General features: G+C 63.4%; 15 protein-coding genes. 6 read left to right on the top strand and 9 right to left on the bottom strand.

The annotated features are described in order from the left end of the window. Positions 1-2: 2 nt before the first annotated feature. Positions 3-1,304 (top strand): MFS transporter, encoded by a 1,302-nt coding sequence (locus M3I54_RS07945; protein ID WP_254334499.1) that lies wholly within the window; start codon positions 3-5, stop codon positions 1,302-1,304. A gap of 36 nt (positions 1,305-1,340) precedes the next feature. Here M3I54_RS07945 and M3I54_RS07940 read toward each other — a convergent pair whose 3' ends face one another. Further along, a complete protein-coding gene (locus M3I54_RS07940) occupies positions 1,341-3,362 on the bottom strand; it encodes an FAD-dependent oxidoreductase (RefSeq protein WP_254334497.1) in 2,022 nt (673 codons plus the stop codon). A 199-nt stretch (positions 3,363-3,561) separates the two neighbouring features. Here M3I54_RS07940 and M3I54_RS07935 point away from each other — a divergent pair, with 199 nt between their 5' ends. Together M3I54_RS07935 and M3I54_RS07930 are read left to right on the top strand one after the other, a co-directional pair. Beyond that, on the top strand, positions 3,562-4,056 hold the full coding sequence (locus M3I54_RS07935; protein ID WP_254334495.1) for a MarR family winged helix-turn-helix transcriptional regulator: 495 nt from the start codon (positions 3,562-3,564) through the stop codon (positions 4,054-4,056). A 242-nt stretch (positions 4,057-4,298) separates the two neighbouring features. Beyond that, the gene (locus M3I54_RS07930) at positions 4,299-4,523 is read left to right on the top strand and encodes a hypothetical protein (RefSeq protein WP_254334488.1); all 225 of its coding nucleotides are present in this window, start codon (positions 4,299-4,301) and stop codon (positions 4,521-4,523) included. Between the two features lie 79 nt (positions 4,524-4,602). Here the strand turns inward: M3I54_RS07930 and M3I54_RS07925 are convergent, their stop codons facing one another. The 4 genes from M3I54_RS07925 to M3I54_RS07905 all read right to left on the bottom strand — a co-directional run bounded on the left by M3I54_RS07925 (position 4,603) and on the right by M3I54_RS07905 (position 7,980). Beyond that, positions 4,603-5,247, bottom strand: a complete 645-nt coding sequence (locus tag M3I54_RS07925) for an MBL fold metallo-hydrolase (protein WP_254334486.1) — start codon at positions 5,245-5,247, stop codon at positions 4,603-4,605. Between the two features lie 277 nt (positions 5,248-5,524). After that, positions 5,525-6,538: a zinc-binding alcohol dehydrogenase family protein gene (locus tag M3I54_RS07915; protein ID WP_254334483.1), complete on the bottom strand. Its 1,014-nt coding sequence runs from the start codon at positions 6,536-6,538 to the stop codon at positions 5,525-5,527. A 19-nt stretch (positions 6,539-6,557) separates the two neighbouring features. After that, positions 6,558-6,869, bottom strand: a complete 312-nt coding sequence (locus M3I54_RS07910; RefSeq protein WP_254334481.1) for an antibiotic biosynthesis monooxygenase — start codon at positions 6,867-6,869, stop codon at positions 6,558-6,560. A 211-nt stretch (positions 6,870-7,080) separates the two neighbouring features. Then, entirely contained in the window at positions 7,081-7,980 is a 900-nt protein-coding gene (locus tag M3I54_RS07905; protein ID WP_254334479.1) for a LysR family transcriptional regulator, read from the bottom strand. Between the two features lie 242 nt (positions 7,981-8,222). On the opposite strand from M3I54_RS07905, the gene M3I54_RS07900 reads away from it, so the two are divergent. Continuing rightward, positions 8,223-9,077, top strand: coding sequence for a DUF1989 domain-containing protein (locus tag M3I54_RS07900; protein WP_254334477.1), 855 nt, complete (start codon positions 8,223-8,225; stop codon positions 9,075-9,077). A gap of 117 nt (positions 9,078-9,194) precedes the next feature. On the opposite strand, the gene M3I54_RS07895 is transcribed toward M3I54_RS07900, so the two are convergent. Next, positions 9,195-9,632, bottom strand: a complete 438-nt coding sequence (locus M3I54_RS07895) for a PRC-barrel domain-containing protein (RefSeq protein ID WP_254334475.1) — start codon at positions 9,630-9,632, stop codon at positions 9,195-9,197. Between the two features lie 230 nt (positions 9,633-9,862). Then, the gene (locus M3I54_RS07890; protein ID WP_254334473.1) at positions 9,863-10,675 is read right to left on the bottom strand and encodes a LysR family transcriptional regulator; all 813 of its coding nucleotides are present in this window, start codon (positions 10,673-10,675) and stop codon (positions 9,863-9,865) included. Positions 10,676-10,776: 101 nt separating this feature from the next. On the opposite strand from M3I54_RS07890, the gene M3I54_RS07885 reads away from it, so the two are divergent. After that, positions 10,777-11,766, top strand: a complete 990-nt coding sequence (locus tag M3I54_RS07885; protein ID WP_254334472.1) for a zinc-dependent alcohol dehydrogenase family protein — start codon at positions 10,777-10,779, stop codon at positions 11,764-11,766. A gap of 24 nt (positions 11,767-11,790) precedes the next feature. Here M3I54_RS07885 and M3I54_RS07880 read toward each other — a convergent pair whose 3' ends face one another. After that, positions 11,791-12,216 carry a Fur family transcriptional regulator gene (locus M3I54_RS07880; RefSeq protein WP_254334470.1) on the bottom strand — a complete coding sequence of 142 codons (426 nt, stop codon included), beginning with the start codon at positions 12,214-12,216 and terminating at the stop codon, positions 11,791-11,793. 184 nt (positions 12,217-12,400) lie between these two features. Between M3I54_RS07880 and M3I54_RS07875 the strand changes: the two genes are divergently transcribed. Further along, positions 12,401-13,678 (top strand): polysaccharide pyruvyl transferase family protein, encoded by a 1,278-nt coding sequence (locus M3I54_RS07875; RefSeq protein ID WP_254334468.1) that lies wholly within the window; start codon positions 12,401-12,403, stop codon positions 13,676-13,678. On the opposite strand, the gene M3I54_RS07870 is transcribed toward M3I54_RS07875, so the two are convergent. Next, entirely contained in the window at positions 13,635-14,588 is a 954-nt protein-coding gene (locus M3I54_RS07870) for a phytanoyl-CoA dioxygenase family protein (protein WP_254334466.1), read from the bottom strand. The genes M3I54_RS07875 and M3I54_RS07870 overlap by 44 nt on opposite strands. Between the last annotated feature and the right edge of the window lie 456 nt (positions 14,589-15,044).

The raw sequence follows: 15,044 nt of genomic DNA, 5'->3' as shown, positions 1-15,044 counted from the left end.
ACATGAAGCAACGCACGATGGGATGGATAACCGTATTCCTGTTATTCCTCGTCTACGGCATCAACTACCTCGACCGGGTGGCGCTCTCGATCACCGCACCGCTCGTTCAAAAGGACCTCGGCATCGATGCGGCGCAGATGGGCATCGTGTTCAGCAGCTTCTTCGTAGGCTATGCGCTGTTCAATTTCGTGGGCGGCCTCGCGAGCGACAAGCTCGGGCCGAAGATCGTGTATGTCCTTGCGGTCGGGCTGTGGTCGATCTTCTGCGGGCTCACGGCCGTGGCCGTGGGCTTCGCGAGCCTGCTCGTGCTGCGCGTGCTGTTTGGCATGGCCGAAGGGCCGCTCTGCGCAGGCGCGAACAAGATGGTCAACAACTGGATGCCGCGCGACATCGCCGCGACTTCCATGGGACTCCTGAGCGCCGGCTCGCCGCTCGGCGGCGCAATTGCCGGCCCGGTGATCGGGCTGCTCGCGATCAGCTTCGGCTGGCGCCCCGCGTTCTGGATCATCTGCGCGATCGGCCTCATATGGTGCGTCGCGTGGATGCTGCTCACCGCCAACCGTCCTTCGGAAAGCCGCTTTGTCAGCACGCTCGACGAAGCCGAGCCCGCGCGGCGGGGACCGAGCGTCGCGCACACGACCCACGCGGTGCCCGACAGCGCCGCTTCTTTGCCGCTCTCGGCATGGCTGCGCCAGCCGCTCGTGATCGCGACGGCCGTGGCGTTCTTCGCCTACAACTACGTGCTGTTCTTCTTTCTGAGCTGGTTCCCCAGCTACCTCGTGCAGGCGCATCACCTCAACATCCGCGAGATGAGTCTCGCCACCGTCGTGCCCTGGCTCGTGGGCACCGTTGGCCTCGCGGCGGGCGGCGCGATCTCCGATGCGATCTTCCGCTGGACCGGCAAGCTCATGCTCTCACGCAAGATTGTCCTTTCCACTTGCCTCGCGGCGACGGGCGTGTGCGTATGCATTGCCGGCCTGGTGCATACGGCTGTCGCGGCCATCGCGCTGATGTCCATTGCGCTCTTCCTGCTCTATGTGACGGGCGCGCTCTACTGGGCGATCGTGCAGGACGTCGTGCATCCCGCCAGGGTGGGCAGCGTGAGCGGCTGCATGCACTGCGTGGGTAGCCTTTCGGGCGTGATCGGGCCGGCAGTGACTGGCCTTCTGGTGGAGCGCAGCGGCTCGTTTGCCACGGCGTTCGTGCTGGCCGGTGTGGTTGCGCTCACCGGCGCCGCGCTCTCGGCAATTTTCATTCGCGACGCACGCAGGAGCGCGCCGCTCACGGGCAAGGCGTATTCGTAACCAGCGCGTGAGCTAGCGCGTGCGCGAGCGGCGACGTCACATCGTCATCGCGAGCCGCGTGGCCTGATCGATAGCACGCAACGCATCGAGTTCGGCGGCAACGTCAGCACCGCCTATCACCTTCGGTTTCGCTGCGCGCGCAACGAGTTCATCGTAAAGCGTACGGTTCGAATTTTGCCCCGCGCACAGCACGACATGATCGACGGCGAGCACATGTGGCTTGCCATCGACGCGATAATGCAGGCCTTCGTCGTCGATCGCGTCATAGGTCGCGCCCGACGTCATCATCACGCGCGCTTTGCGCAAGCGGGCCTTCAAGATCCATCCCGTCGATTTGCCGAGGCCCCTGCCGAGCGGTTCCTCCTTGCGCTGAAACATGTGAACGCTACGGCGCGGCGCACCATGAGCGTCGATAGGCGTTAAGCCGCCCGCATCCGCATTCGCGGGATCGACGCCCCACGCGCGGAAAAACACGCCACGGTCCAGCGATTCCTGCGCGTCGCCCAGCAGATACTCGGCCACGTCGAAACCGATGCCGCCCGCGCCGATGATCGCCACGCGCGCGCCGAGTTCGACCCTGCCCGCGAGCACGTCGATATATGACACTGCCTTCCGATGATCGACACCAACGATATCGGGGACGCGCGGCGTGACGCCGGTGGCGATGACGATCTCGTCGAAAGCCTCGCTGGCGAGTTCATCGGCCGTTGCGGCTTGCCCAAGCCGCAACGTCACGCCAAGCCGCTTTAACCGCACCTCGAAATAGCGCAGCATCTCGTGAAACTCGGCTTTACCGGGCACGACCTTCGCAAGATTCAGCTGACCGCCCAGCCGCGCATGCGCTTCGAACAGCGTGAGCGTATGGCCCCGTTCGGCGGCGTTGATCGCGAACGCCATGCCGGCCGGCCCGCCGCCCACGACCGCGATACGTTTGGGCTGCAAGGCCTTGCCCGCCGCGAATTCGATCTCGCGCCCGGCGCGCGGATTGACGAGGCATGTCGCCGTGCGTTCCGTGAAGATGCGGTCGAGACAAGCCTGATTGCAGCCGATGCACGTGTTGATTTCGTCGGCCATGCCAAGCCGCGTCTTCTTCGCGAAGTCGGGGTCGGCCAGCAGCGGGCGCGCCATCGAAACGAGATCGGCCACACCCGAGGCGATCAGTTCCTCCGCGATCTCAGGCGTGTTGATACGGTTCGACGCCATCACGGGAATCGACACCGACTGTTTGACGTTGCGAATCGCGTCGCGCCAGGCCGCGCGCGGCACGCACGCCGCGATGGTCGGCACCGCCGATTCGTGCCAGCCCACGCCCGTGTTGATGAGATCCGCGCCAGCCGCTTCGATCTCCTTCGCAAACGCCGCGATCTCGGCGCCGTTCATGCCGCCTTCCACGAGGTCGATGGAAGAGATGCGGTAGATCAGCATGCGCTCGCGGCCCATTTCCGCGCGCACGGCGCGCACGATGTCGAGGGCAAAGCGGATGCGACCTGCGAAGCTGCCGCCGAATTCGTCGTCGCGCGCGTTGGTGACCGCGGCCGTGAACTCGTTGATGAGATAGCCTTCCGAGCCCATGATCTCGACGCCGTCGTAGCCGGCCTGAACCGCCAGCGCCGCCGTGCGGGCGAAGTCGCCGATGGTGGCGCGCACTTCCTCCGTGCTGAGCGCGCGCGGCGCGTACGCGTTGATTCTCGCCTTGGCGGCCCTGGGCCCCACGCACTCCGGCACCTTTGCATAACGGCCCGCGTGCAGGACCTGCAGCACGATCTTTCCACCCGCCTCGTGAACCGCGCGCGTAACGGCGCGATGCTCGTCGAGTTGCTCCGCGCGATTGAAGAGCGGGCCTCCCGCCTCCATCACGCCTTCGGGATTCGGCGAGAATCCGCCGCTCAGAATCAGGCCGATCTCGCCGGCCGCGCGCGCCGCATAGAACGCGGCGAGGCGCTCATGCGGACGGTCGAGCGTTTCGAGCCGCGTGTGCATCGCGCCCATCACCATGCGGTTGGGGAGCAGCGTCGCGCCAACGCGAAGCGGGGTCAAAAGCCGGTCGTAGGTCGCCATGGGGATGTCTCTTGATATTCTCGTGCGTCGTTTCCACACTCTAGGCGAGCCTCCAAATTACGTCAACATCATGATATATATTGAGGGCACGAGGAGGGGTATTGTCCAAATAGACGGTGCGCCCACTTCCCTTCACTATTTTCGTATCAGGTATTTGTCTCATTGCCCGCCGCACTCGCGCGGCGACCGAAAGGCGCCCATGACCCAGAACGACCCTTCGTACGATCAATCCGTCTCGTCGATTCACAACCGCTTGTTCTTCCGGCTGTTCCAGGCAGGCAACACGCTCGACCGGCAGACGACCAGGGCACTCGGCATCACGACCGTGCAGTGGTCGGTGCTGGGCGCGCTGTCGCGCCCGCAGGTTGCAGAGGGCATGTCGTTTTCCGAACTGGCCGACTATCTCGTGGTGAGCCGCCAGAGTCTCGACGGCGTGCTCAAGCGCCTGGAGCGCGACGAGCATGTGCTGCGCGTAGCCGACACCGTGGACCGGCGCGCGAAAAAAGTCGTGCTCACAGACCAGGGCAAGGTGTTCTGGGAGAGCCTGCAGCCGAAGATCTACGAGTTCTATCGCCAGGCGCTCGCGAGCTTTCGCTTCGACGACAAGGTTTCGCTCGTGCACTTCCTGAATCAGCTGAACAAGGGCATGGATGAGATCGATCTCGGCGATCAGGCGCAGCGCGAGCCGGAGTAAATGCACCGTCGCGCTTTCATATCGTGCAATGCGCGCCCGGTGTGTGCAAATTCCGCATTCCCGAATACGGGCCAGCAATTGCACATGGAAGGACACCTTCTCTTATTGTGAAAGTCATCGCGTAAACCGTTGAACGAGAAGGAAATTGCAGCGCCGCAAAGCTGCGACGAAGTCGTCTTTCACTGCGATAGACTGAAACGAACGACGCTTCTTATTCGCTTGTTATTCAATGGAGACTGACGATGGACGTGTATATCGAACCGTTACCGAGAGGCCAATGGGGGCCAATCGATGGCTACGCCCTGGAGTTCGCGGACGGCAGCAAATTCGCCGAGAACATCTTTCGCTCCGAGCTTCTTGCGATCAGCGAGATCGTCCTGCGAGGCTATAAGCCGCTGCTGGCCAAGGTCCGCATAACGGACAAGGACGCCAACGCGCACTGGAAACGCCCCGAAACTTCGCGCTGACGCGCTCAAGCTCGACGGCTTGTTTGCCGTCGAGCTGCATATCCGCCCTATCGCTTATCAAGCGCTTATCAAGCGCTTATCAAGCGCCGAAGGTGAAGCGCGTGCCGGTAGATGACCACAGCACCTTTCCCGGCATGGCATGAGTCACCATCGAGTAGAACACCTCACCGGAACAATGCACTCCCGACACTTTCATCGCCGTTTTGACGGTATTGAGCACGCCCCGGTGTGCACACGAAGTCAACACCACGAGACCTCTGTCCTTCACCATATACGCGGTGCCCTGCTCATGCTGAAAATCGTCGGGAATCGTCGTGGCGTTTTGCTTGGCCGCCGGTAGTTTGTCCGCGGCACAGCCCACGCCATTGTGGATGCCGACGGTCATGTTGCTCGGATTGAGCGGCTTCTCGAACGTGGTCTGGGGAATCCAGCCCGTGGTGAACGCATGACCCGCCACGACGGCAGGATGCTCGGCAAACACGATGTTTAGATTGGCGTCGCGCATGGCCTGCCGGTCGAGCGAGCCGAACTGACGCACGCCGATCTCGCGTGTGCAGAAACATTCCTCGCCACCCAGGTAAATGGGCAGCTTCGCTTTCAGCTTGCCCTGGTTCGCCTGGAGAAAGCCGACCATGCCGCCAAAGTGGTCGTAGTGCCCGTGTGTCAGCAACAGCGCATCGAGTTGCGCCGGGTCGATCTTCAAGAGTGCTACGTTATTGTTCAAGGTCTCGGGCGTGTAGCTGAAGTCGATCAGGATTTGCCTGATCTGGTCCGCCTGCGCGGACTCGACATGCCGCGCCGCGGGCGACCTGGGCTTTCAGGCGCTGCTCGTCGCGGACGCTCACACGACCATGGATACGCCCGTGCTGAGCGCCGTGTCGATTATCGAGCACCATAACCGCACCCTGAGCGGCCCGTTCGTCAGGCTCGTGGCACGGCCGATTGTGCGTTCGACCGCGCATTTGAGTAACGTACGGCGCACGCGCCTTCAAATGTCGGTGTTAAAACCCTTCGAGCACGAGCTTGCCGCGCGAGCGGTTGGTCTCCAGGAGTTCGTGCGCCCGGCGCAGGTTCGCCGCGTTGATGGTCCCAAAGCTCTCGTTGAGCGTCGTGCGCAATACGCCTTCGTCAATGAGCGAAGCCATGCGGTCGAGCAGGTGGTGCTGGCGAATCTGGTCTTTCGTCCCGAACATCGAGCGCGTGTACATGAACTCCCAATGCAGGGCCACGCTCTTCCTCTTGAGCTTGCGGAAGTCGAACAGATCCGGGTCGTCGATCAGCGCGAGATGCCCCTGCGGATTGATCGAGGCGACGATCTCGTCGAAGTGACGGTCGGTCTGATTCAGGCTCGCGATATAGTCGACGCCTTCCATGCCGATACGCTCGAGCTCCTGCGAAAGCGGCTTCGTATGATCGATGACGTGATGCGCGCCCAGTTCGCTCACCCACTTCGACGTTTCGGGCCGCGACGCCGTGCCGATCACCGTGAGGCCCGTGAGCTTGCGCGCCAACTGCACGAGAACCGAGCCCACGCCGCCCGCCGCGCCGATCACGAGCAGCGACTCACCGGACGGCGCCGTGCCCTCTGGCACCTTGAGGCGGTCGAACAGCAACTCCCACGCCGTGATGGAGGTGAGCGGCAACGCGGCCGCCTCGGCGAAGTTCAAGCTTAGCGGCATGCTGCCCACAATGCGCTCGTCCACCACGTGCAATTCGCTGTTGGTGCCCGGGCGCAGCAGCGAGCCCGCGTACCACACCCGGTCGCCCGGCTTGAAGAGCGTCACGTCCCGGCCCACGGCGCGCACGACGCCGCTCGCGTCCCAGCCGATCACTTTCGGCTCGCCGTTTTCGGGCGCCATGCTCGCGCGCACCTTCACGTCCACCGGATTGACCGACACCGCGTGCACTTCAACGAGCAGATCGCGCGGGCCCGGCTGCGGGTCGGGGAGTTCGAGATCGATCAGCGATTCGGGGTCGCTGACAGGGAGATTGCGGTAGTAACCAATCGCTTTCATCGTGAATACCTCCAGACAGTCATATTGCGGGAAACCGGCTTTGTTGAACGAGCGGCTCGAAGTGGTAAAGGTCGGGGTCCGCCGAGAAGTACGGCCACAGCGTGTGCAGGAAGGTCTGGAAATCGCCGTGCATCATGAACGCGCTCTGCGCGTCGAGGCTGTCCCATTCCACTTCCAGCACGTAGCAGCCTTCGTCTTCGCACTGCGGACCGAGGCGGTGCCCGCGATAACCCGGCTTGTTCGTGAGCAGCGGGCATACGCGCAGCCAGGCCGCCTCGAAATGCGAAACCTTGTCTGCTCGCAGGTAAAAGCGGCCTATCGCGACGATCATCCACGCCTCCGCGCCGTTCGTGTTCGTACGAATAATCGGCCACTCCGCACGGCGTGCCTAGCGGAAAATGGCGAATTCAGCTTCAAAGCAGCTTTGAAGATCGAGAGCGATCGAGCGGCGGGGCGCGGTGGGAAAGACGCATGCAGGCCGGGCCCGATGGCGATCGGGCCCGGCATCGGACCGGCGAGCGGACTTACTGCGCAATCAGACGTCAGGCAAGAAACGCGGCAATGCGATCGCGCAGCAAATCGCGCAGTGCGTTGACGGTCGGCGAGAGCATCGTGCGGTGCGCGCAGACGAGATGCAGCGGCGCGCCTTCGCCCTGAAACGCGTCGAGTGCGGTTTCGAGGCGGCCCGCCTTGATATCGGCGAGCACGTCCAGGCGCGACTTGTACGCAAGGCCATGTCCCGCCACGGCCCAGCGGCGCACGAGTTCGCCGTCATCGCTGCTGCGGTTGCCGTGCACCTTCACGACGCTCGCTTCGTCGCCGCGATAGAAGGTCCAGCGGTCGTGCAGCGTGTCGCTCAGCGCGAAGCGCAGGCAGTTGTGGCGTGAGAGATCGGCAAGCGTCGCCGGTTTGCCGTGACGCGCGAAATAGCCGGGCGCGGCGCACAGCACGCGCCGGTTGTCGGGCGCGAGCGGCAGCGCCACGAGGGAGGAATCTTCGGGCACACCGTAGCGAACCGCCACGGCAACCGGCGACCGGAACATATCGGTCACACGGTCGCCAATGTGCACCTGGAACGAAACCGCAGGATGCTGCGCCTGAAAGTCGTCGAGCCAGGGCGCGAGCACGTTGCGCCCGAGGTCGGAGGGAATCGACAGCGACACCGTGCCGCCGATCATCTTGCGCCCATGCGCCACGGCGTTCTGGCCCGCCTCCACCTGCTCCGTGACGCCGCGCGCGTAGTCGAGATAGCGCTCGCCGTCCGGCGTGAGGCGCAGGCTGCGCGTGGAGCGTGCGAGCAGGCGCGTGCCGAGTTCGGTTTCGAGGCGCTTCAGGCCCGCGCTCGCCACGGCAGGCGTGAGATCGAGTTGACGCGCGGCGGCCGAGAGGCTCCCGTTGTCCGCCGCACTGATAAAGATGACGAGGTCTTCCAGTCTGATCATGTACCGTCGCGTCTCGTTGGGCTGCGCTCGCCTCAGAAGCCGGCGCCGCGGTCATGGAGTAAGCGAACTGTACACGAAGGCATCGTGCAAGCATGAAGCGCGCGCTTCCGATTGTTGAACAATCTTTGGCTTACCGTTCAACGATTCCTATACTCCCCAGCACGACATCCCGCGAAGGCCTCGCCGTGCACCATCGGCGTCGCGAACGCAGGCACAGGTCGTTCACACAGGAGCACGAGGCAATGCTGAATTATCCCGCCGCCTACCAGTCGACCAAGGGCTCCGCGCTCGACGTGAACAAGCCCTTCTACCGCCGTATCGCCGAGACGCCTGAGCAGCGCGAGCTAATCGAATCCATCGTCGTGCCGATACGCTCGGGGCAAGCCTGGAGCGTGCCCGCAGGACACGTGTTCCGCATCGTGACGATCGAAGGCCCGCAGGTGGCCGACCTCAATTTGTGGAACCGGCACGATCCGCGCGAGCGCATGTGGGCTTCGCGCACGCGCCAGCTCCAGCAGGCGCATGTGAGCACCTTCGACCGCCTGTGGTCGACGCTGCCCTTCCTGCGCCCGCTCGTCACCATCACCGACGACAGCCTGGCCGGCTACGGCGTGGACGAGCATGGCGGGCGCGTTCACGACCTGCTCGGCACACGGTGTGACCCCTACGTGAACCGTATGTTGACCGGCGAGGACTTTCATTTCCACTGCCACTCGAACCTCACGCGTGCCATCGCGCCGTATGGGCTCACCGAATACGACGTTCACGACGTGCTCAACGTGTTCCAGTGCACCGGCCTGAATCTCGAGGACAAGTACTTCATGAAGGCCTGCCCGGCGAAGAAGGGCGACTACCTCGAATTTTTTGCCGAGATCGACCTGTTGTGCGCGCTTTCGACCTGCCCCGGCGGCGACCTTTCACTGCCGATGTGGGGACCCGATGCGCGCGACCCGCTGGAAGTCTGCCGGCCGCTCGGCATCGAGATCTACCGGCTGGCGCCCGCACTGCTGGAAGGCTGGTCTTCGCCCCCTGTCGCCGAATATCGCGGCCTCCACGGCATGGCGTTGCAGCAGCCGGACTGGAAGTGCGGATGCTGAATCGCTACGAATGAGGCGCGCCTGACCCGGCGCAGGAAACGCGTTGCGCAAAAAGCCGCCGGGTCATGCGCCCACCTAAAGCATTCGCGCGACCCGACGGTGTGCAGGCGCCAAGGATTACTGCTGCTTTTCGACCTTCTTCGGCTTCGGCGGCGATTCGACCTTCGCGTACTGGAACGCGGGCGTAGCCTTCAGCGCTTCCTTGGTTGCGCCGGGCAGATAGAGATTGCCCTGGCGCACGTCGAGCGACGCGATGGGCACGGCCACATCGTGCGAGCCGACGCCGAGGAAACCGCCCGCCGAAACGATGGCCGCGGATACCGAGCCGTCCGGCGCCACGATCAGGTCGCGCACGGTGCCGATCTTCACGTTGTCGTCGTTATAAACGGGCTTGCCGAGTACGCTCTTCTTCACGCTCCAGCCTTCGAGCAGCGCCTGCGACTGCTCGACCGAAACGCTCAAGGGCTGCGCGCCCGCGATCTGGGCATTTGCGCTGGCACTGGCCAGCACAGCGCTGAATGCGGCTACGGCCAACATCGTCTTGCGGAAAAGCATTTTCTTTCGCTCCTGTATTCCGGTTATTTCGCCGTGCAGGTCGTTACGAGTCAGTGCGAGACTGCAGGCGGACTGTCATGTTAGCCGGTATCGTGCGGCGCTGCGCTCAAGCTGCTTGCGCGAGCAATCACGAAGCAGCCATGCAAGCCCTGGCGCGAAAACGCCGCCAAGCCCCCGGAAGCCTCTGCGAACCGCTGCCAGAGAAAGTCGAGCAACGCGCGCATCCTCGATTAGTACGGAGAACGTACGGAGTTTGGCACGAGCATCGCGCCGCCTGCAAAAAAGCTGACGCGCTCGCGCACAAGCCAGAACGGCAGCCATCCGAGACCTTCTCCCGCCGCAACGGCGTCGGCGATCGCGGCAAGATCGTCCAGACGAAAGCGGTTGGGCGGCGTGATCTCGACGGGCGGCTCGCCCTCAGCTTCACCGGTAAAGGGCCACGGCGGCACGCGGCCCGAGCGGCGATGCATGACCGCTTCATGCTGAGCGAGCTCGTCGAGCGTCTCGGGCCTCCCATGCGCCGCAAGCCATGCGGGCGACGCGCACACCGTCATGCGCTGCCGCGCCACGCGACGGGCGACGAGGTCGGCGCTGTCCCCCAGCGCTCCGGTGCGGATCGCGAGGTCGTAACCGTCGTCGGCCAGATCGACGAAGCGATCGTTCATCGAAAGATCGAGTTCGATACCCGGATAGCGGCAGGCGAAACCCATGAGCACAGGCATCGCGCAATGCCGACCGAAATGCACCGGCATGGTGATGCGCAAGCGCCCGCGCGGCTCGCCGAGCTGGTCGGCGGCGAGCGCGTCGGCGGCGTCGGCTTCCGCGAGGATCAGCTTGCAGCGCTCGTAGTAGGCGCGGCCGAACGCCGTGACGTTCTGGCGCCGCGTGGTCCGGTTGATGAGCCGCACGGCAAGACGCGCTTCGAGCCATTGCACATGTTTGCCAACCATCGGCGCGGAAAGGTCCAGCGCCTCGGCAGCCGCCGCAAACGACCCCAAATCCACGGCTTTCACGAACACTTGCATGCTGGTCAAGCGGTCCATATTCGAAACCATCCGTTACGAGTGTCGATATTGGCTCGCAATTTATCGCCGATCCTTCCGTAGCTACAGTGGATTCGTTCCAATCATTCAGGAGTCGGCATATGGCACGCGTCGTTCGCTTTCATCGGCATGGCGGCCCCGAAGTGCTGCGCATCGAGGAGGTCGAGCTTGCGCCGCCCGGCGCCGGCGAGGTCGCGATACGGGTCAAGGCGCTCGGACTCAATCGCGCGGAAGCGCTCATGCGCGCGGGCACGTATATCGAAACGCCCGCGCTGCCGTCGGGAATCGGGCTGGAAGCGGCCGGCGTCCTGGTGGCCGTTGGTGAGGGCGTAACGTCGCTCGCGCCGGGCGACCCGGTGAGCCTCATTCCACCGATCTCGATGGCGCGTTGGCCCGTTCACGGCGAGCGCGTGAATTTTCCCGCGCAATTCGTGGTGCGGCATCCGACTTCACTGGGTTGGGAACAGTCGGCGGCGTTCTGGATGGCATATCTCACTGCCTATGGCGCGCTCGTGGAAATCGCTGGGCTTCAGCGAGGCGAAGTCGTGGTCATTACGGCCGCATCGAGCAGCGTTGGACTGGCCGCGATCCAGATAGCGAATCGCGTCGGCGCGACGCCGGTCGCCATAACGCGGACTTCTGCCAAGCGTCATGCCCTGCTCGACGCCGGCGCCGCTCACGTGATCGCCACCCGCGAAGAAGACGTGGCCGCCCGGCTCGCTGACATCACGGGAAACGAGGGCACGCGCGTCGTGCTCGACGCAATCGGCGGTTCATTGTTCGAGCCGCTCACGGCTTCGATGACGCGCGGCGGCATACTGATCGAATACGGCGGCCTGAGCCGCGAGCCCACGCCCTTTCCCCTGCCCGCGGTTCTGAGCAAAACGCTGACATTGCGCGGCTACCTCGTACATGAGGTAATTGGCAATCCCGATTGGTTGGAGCGCGCCAAAACTTTCATTCTGGACGGCCTGGAAGCGGACGCACTGCGGCCCGTGATAGCCAGGACGTTTCCCTTCGAGCAGATCGTCGAGGCGCACCGTTATCTGGAGTCGAACGAGCAGTTCGGAAAGATCGTCGTCACGCTCTGAACCTTGCGCCGACAATGCGCCGGTTCACGATGAAGCGGCGGCGCACTGGGCGCAAAGCCCGAAAACGACGAGACTCGAACGCGTATAGCGAAAACGCTGCGCCGCCGCAATGGCGGCGTGCTGTTCCTGCAGCGTGGGCTCGTCGATGTCCACCACGGTCTTGCAGCTCTCGCACACGAGATGCGCGTGCGGCGCGCCACGCCCAAGCTCGTACACCACGCGCGTTTCGCCAACCCACGTGCTGTCGAGCAGCGACGATTCCATCAGCTGCGCAAGCGCGCGATATACGCTCGCGAGGCTGCACTGCTCCACGTCTTTTGTAATGCGGCGAAAGACCTGGTCGGCGGTCAGATGCTCGTGCGGCGCATCATGGAACACCTTCAGCACGGCCACGCGGCTGGATGTAGGGCGCAGGCGCGCGCTCTTCAGTTCGGAGTAGACCGTTCTCATACGCAGGGAAAACACGTCGGCAAGGCCGACAGTTTCCCCGAGAATGCTTAAGGCTTCCTTATGTCAGTATGGAGAGCGGCACGTTGCGGCCTGACTTGCGGCCCCACTTTATGCTGCGGCGCCTTCTAGATCGAAAAAGTATGGCACTGGCGGATATTGAACAGAAGCACGAACTGAGGCCCGCATGGCTTCCACGCCCACGGTCATCTTCGGCGCGTTCGACCGGCACAACTTCGGCGACCTGCTGATCGCGCAGGTGGCGGCGCGCATGCTGCCACGCCGCGAACTGCTGTTCGCCGGGCTTGCCGCGCGCGGTCCGCGTGGCGATGGCGGGCCAGCCACCGTCGCACTCGCGCGTATCGCCGCTTTTGCGCGTGGCCGCTCCGTGAATGTGATTCACGCAGGCGGCGAGTTGCTGACCTGCAATGCGTGGGAGGCCGCCGTGATGCTCGCACCGCCGCAGCGCGTGCCGGCGCTCATTGCCACCGAGGGTGAATGGCTGCGCGACGGGCGCGCGTGGGCGCAACAGCATGTTGGCGTGGCGTCGCTCGCGCCGTATGTGCTTTCGAAGTCCGCGTTGCCGGGCGTGCGAGTGAAGCATCTCTCGTTCAACGCGGTAGGAGGTGTCGATCTCGATGCGCGCGATGCGCAGTTGGGCGCCGACGTGCTCGCCGCGCTGCAATCCGCGGATGTGGTGAGCGTGCGCGACCGTCAAACCCAGGCGCTGCTCGCGGAACGGGGCATCGAAGCCCGGCTGTTACCGGACCCCGCCGCGATGACGGCAGCCCTGTTCGGCACGGCAATACGACGGCATGCCACAAACCTCGCGCTGCGCGACGCGCGGCAGGCGTTCCCGCACGGGTATGCAGCCGTGCAATTCAGCGCGGACTTCGGCGACGATGCAACGCTCGATACGCTAGCCAAGCAGCTCGAACTCGCGGCGCGGGGGCACGGCCTGGGTATTGTGCTGTTTCGCGCGGGCGCCGCTCCCTGGCATGATGACCTGGCGGTGTACGAGCGGCTCGCGGCTCGACTGCGCGCGGCTCACGTTCGCGTGTTTACTTCGCTGAACGTCTGGGACATCTGTGCGCTGATCGCTGGAAGCCGCATCTATTGCGGCAGCAGCCTGCACGGTCGCATCGTTGCGATGGCGTACGCGCTACCTCGCATCAATATCAGTCATCCTGATCATTTTTTTGAGGGAAGCAAGCATGCTGCTTATGTGCGGACATGGGAAGCAACGGGTCTCGCCGGCGTTGTGAATCTGGGCAATCTTGCCGATGCGGTTGCCAATGCATTGGTGACCGATTACGAATCACTGCGCGAAACCGCATCCGCACTCGCACGGCGGTATCGGATGGAATTCGAGTCCGAAAGACGTTACCCGGCTCGCAAGCCGGGCGCGATACAGTTGACTCCTACCAGCGTTTCAGGCCAAGCAGCTTTTCGCCGAGTTCGGTGAGTTCGGCGCGTGGGTATTGGGTCTTTTCCCATTCGCGCGGATCACCCGGGAAAGCGTAGCCTTGCGGGACTTCGCGCTCCGACCAGCACTTGACGCGAAAGTCGCGCAATGCCTGACGCTCTGCTGCAGCCGGCTCCATCATGATGTATTGCGCCATGCGTACCCGGTTGGCCGATACATTGGGCCAGATGCCGTGCGCAAGCAGGCAATTGAAGACCAGCATATCGCCCGGTTCCATGTTGACTTGTGTCGGGTGTAACCCGGCCATGTCCGGACGGAAGCCATCACGATCTTCCGGTTGGGTTCTCGCCCATTCGTCGAAACCATGGAACAGCTCGGGGACACACTGGAAGCCACCCACTTCCTTGTCTGCCTTCGAAAGTGCGAGGACGCCCTGGACACCCACAGGTCGCGGCCGAAGTTTCGAATCCACGTCCCAGTGCACGAAACCAGTGAATTCGCGCCCATTCCGGTTCGGCGGGTTGAGATTGGCGCGATCAATGCTGACCCACAGATTCTCGTGGTCCCAGATGTCCACGAACAGGTCATACATTCGCTGATGTGAGCGGTTATCCCACATCACCTGATTGTTGTAGACCTCCACCATGCCACTGTTGTTGAGTTCAGCCATCTTGATGTCCCGCCGCTGCGGACGGAACCAGCTGGCAGGATCGTGGCGGTCGAGTTCCTGAAACTCCCACAGGAAGTCGACCGTTCGTTGAACCTGCTCCTGTGGAATGACCGACTTCACGACGATATAGCCGTTGCGCTGCCAGAAAGCGAATTCCTCGGGCGTCAAGACGCGCAACGGCAGCTTCTTCGTGAGTGTGGCCAGCTCCGGGTAATCCACTCCCTGCTTGTTGTTACCGAGGGCTACTGTTGCATCAGTGCCTGCTGCATACGGATTCATGATGTCACTCCAGTCGAAGGAAATTAGACGATGGCTTGATGCTCGTTCTGGGCGAGCCGCGCAAGGTGCAAGGCGCCGGCCGCGGCGTCTGCGCGCGGTTCGACAAGTTGCGCGAGCAACCCGGCAGCAAGGTGAGGTCGCAGCCGTGGCCTCGTCCCCCGCAGGGAATCCGGAGCCGCCCACCGACCGGCGCCAGATCGAGGAAGCTGTCAAAGCCATTTTCAGATGTCGGGGTCCCGGCTAAATACAGATGTCGGGGTTGAGGTTGGTTCTGGGTGTGGTTGTTTTGCAGTCCTTTATATCTATCTGGAGGGGGTTTTTAGCACCGAGCCTCCCGGATTGCGGTGAGTCCCCATTACCGCCGCATTCAAGTCCTCGAGCGTCACTTCGCGCTGCTTCCGTGTGCCAGGCAATGGTTTCGGTTTGCGTACCGCGGCGCCGCGATTGGTGCGGGAT

It is taken from the genome of Paraburkholderia sp. CNPSo 3274, from assembly GCF_024206475.1.
Classification (GTDB): Bacteria; Pseudomonadota; Gammaproteobacteria; order Burkholderiales; family Burkholderiaceae; genus Paraburkholderia.
The sequence above is the reverse complement of the archived record's forward strand: the minus strand, read 5'-3'. Positions and strand labels throughout refer to the sequence as shown.

What these genes read in the sequence shown, in the direction of transcription:
- M3I54_RS07945 (WP_254334499.1), top strand. Translation starts at nt 3, where the DNA reads ATGAAGCAACGCACGATGGGATGGATAACCGTATTCCTGTTATTCCTC.
- M3I54_RS07940 (WP_254334497.1), bottom strand. Translation starts at nt 3,362, where the DNA reads ATGGCGACCTACGACCGGCTTTTGACCCCGCTTCGCGTTGGCGCGACG.
- M3I54_RS07935 (WP_254334495.1), top strand. Translation starts at nt 3,562, where the DNA reads ATGACCCAGAACGACCCTTCGTACGATCAATCCGTCTCGTCGATTCAC.
- M3I54_RS07930 (WP_254334488.1), top strand. Translation starts at nt 4,299, where the DNA reads ATGGACGTGTATATCGAACCGTTACCGAGAGGCCAATGGGGGCCAATC.
- M3I54_RS07915 (WP_254334483.1), bottom strand. Translation starts at nt 6,538, where the DNA reads ATGAAAGCGATTGGTTACTACCGCAATCTCCCTGTCAGCGACCCCGAA.
- M3I54_RS07910 (WP_254334481.1), bottom strand. Translation starts at nt 6,869, where the DNA reads ATGATCGTCGCGATAGGCCGCTTTTACCTGCGAGCAGACAAGGTTTCG.
- M3I54_RS07905 (WP_254334479.1), bottom strand. Translation starts at nt 7,980, where the DNA reads ATGATCAGACTGGAAGACCTCGTCATCTTTATCAGTGCGGCGGACAAC.
- M3I54_RS07900 (WP_254334477.1), top strand. Translation starts at nt 8,223, where the DNA reads ATGCTGAATTATCCCGCCGCCTACCAGTCGACCAAGGGCTCCGCGCTC.
- M3I54_RS07895 (WP_254334475.1), bottom strand. Translation starts at nt 9,632, where the DNA reads ATGCTTTTCCGCAAGACGATGTTGGCCGTAGCCGCATTCAGCGCTGTG.
- M3I54_RS07890 (WP_254334473.1), bottom strand. Translation starts at nt 10,675, where the DNA reads ATGGACCGCTTGACCAGCATGCAAGTGTTCGTGAAAGCCGTGGATTTG.
- M3I54_RS07885 (WP_254334472.1), top strand. Translation starts at nt 10,777, where the DNA reads ATGGCACGCGTCGTTCGCTTTCATCGGCATGGCGGCCCCGAAGTGCTG.
- M3I54_RS07880 (WP_254334470.1), bottom strand. Translation starts at nt 12,216, where the DNA reads ATGAGAACGGTCTACTCCGAACTGAAGAGCGCGCGCCTGCGCCCTACA.
- M3I54_RS07875 (WP_254334468.1), top strand. Translation starts at nt 12,401, where the DNA reads ATGGCTTCCACGCCCACGGTCATCTTCGGCGCGTTCGACCGGCACAAC.
- M3I54_RS07870 (WP_254334466.1), bottom strand. Translation starts at nt 14,588, where the DNA reads ATGAATCCGTATGCAGCAGGCACTGATGCAACAGTAGCCCTCGGTAAC.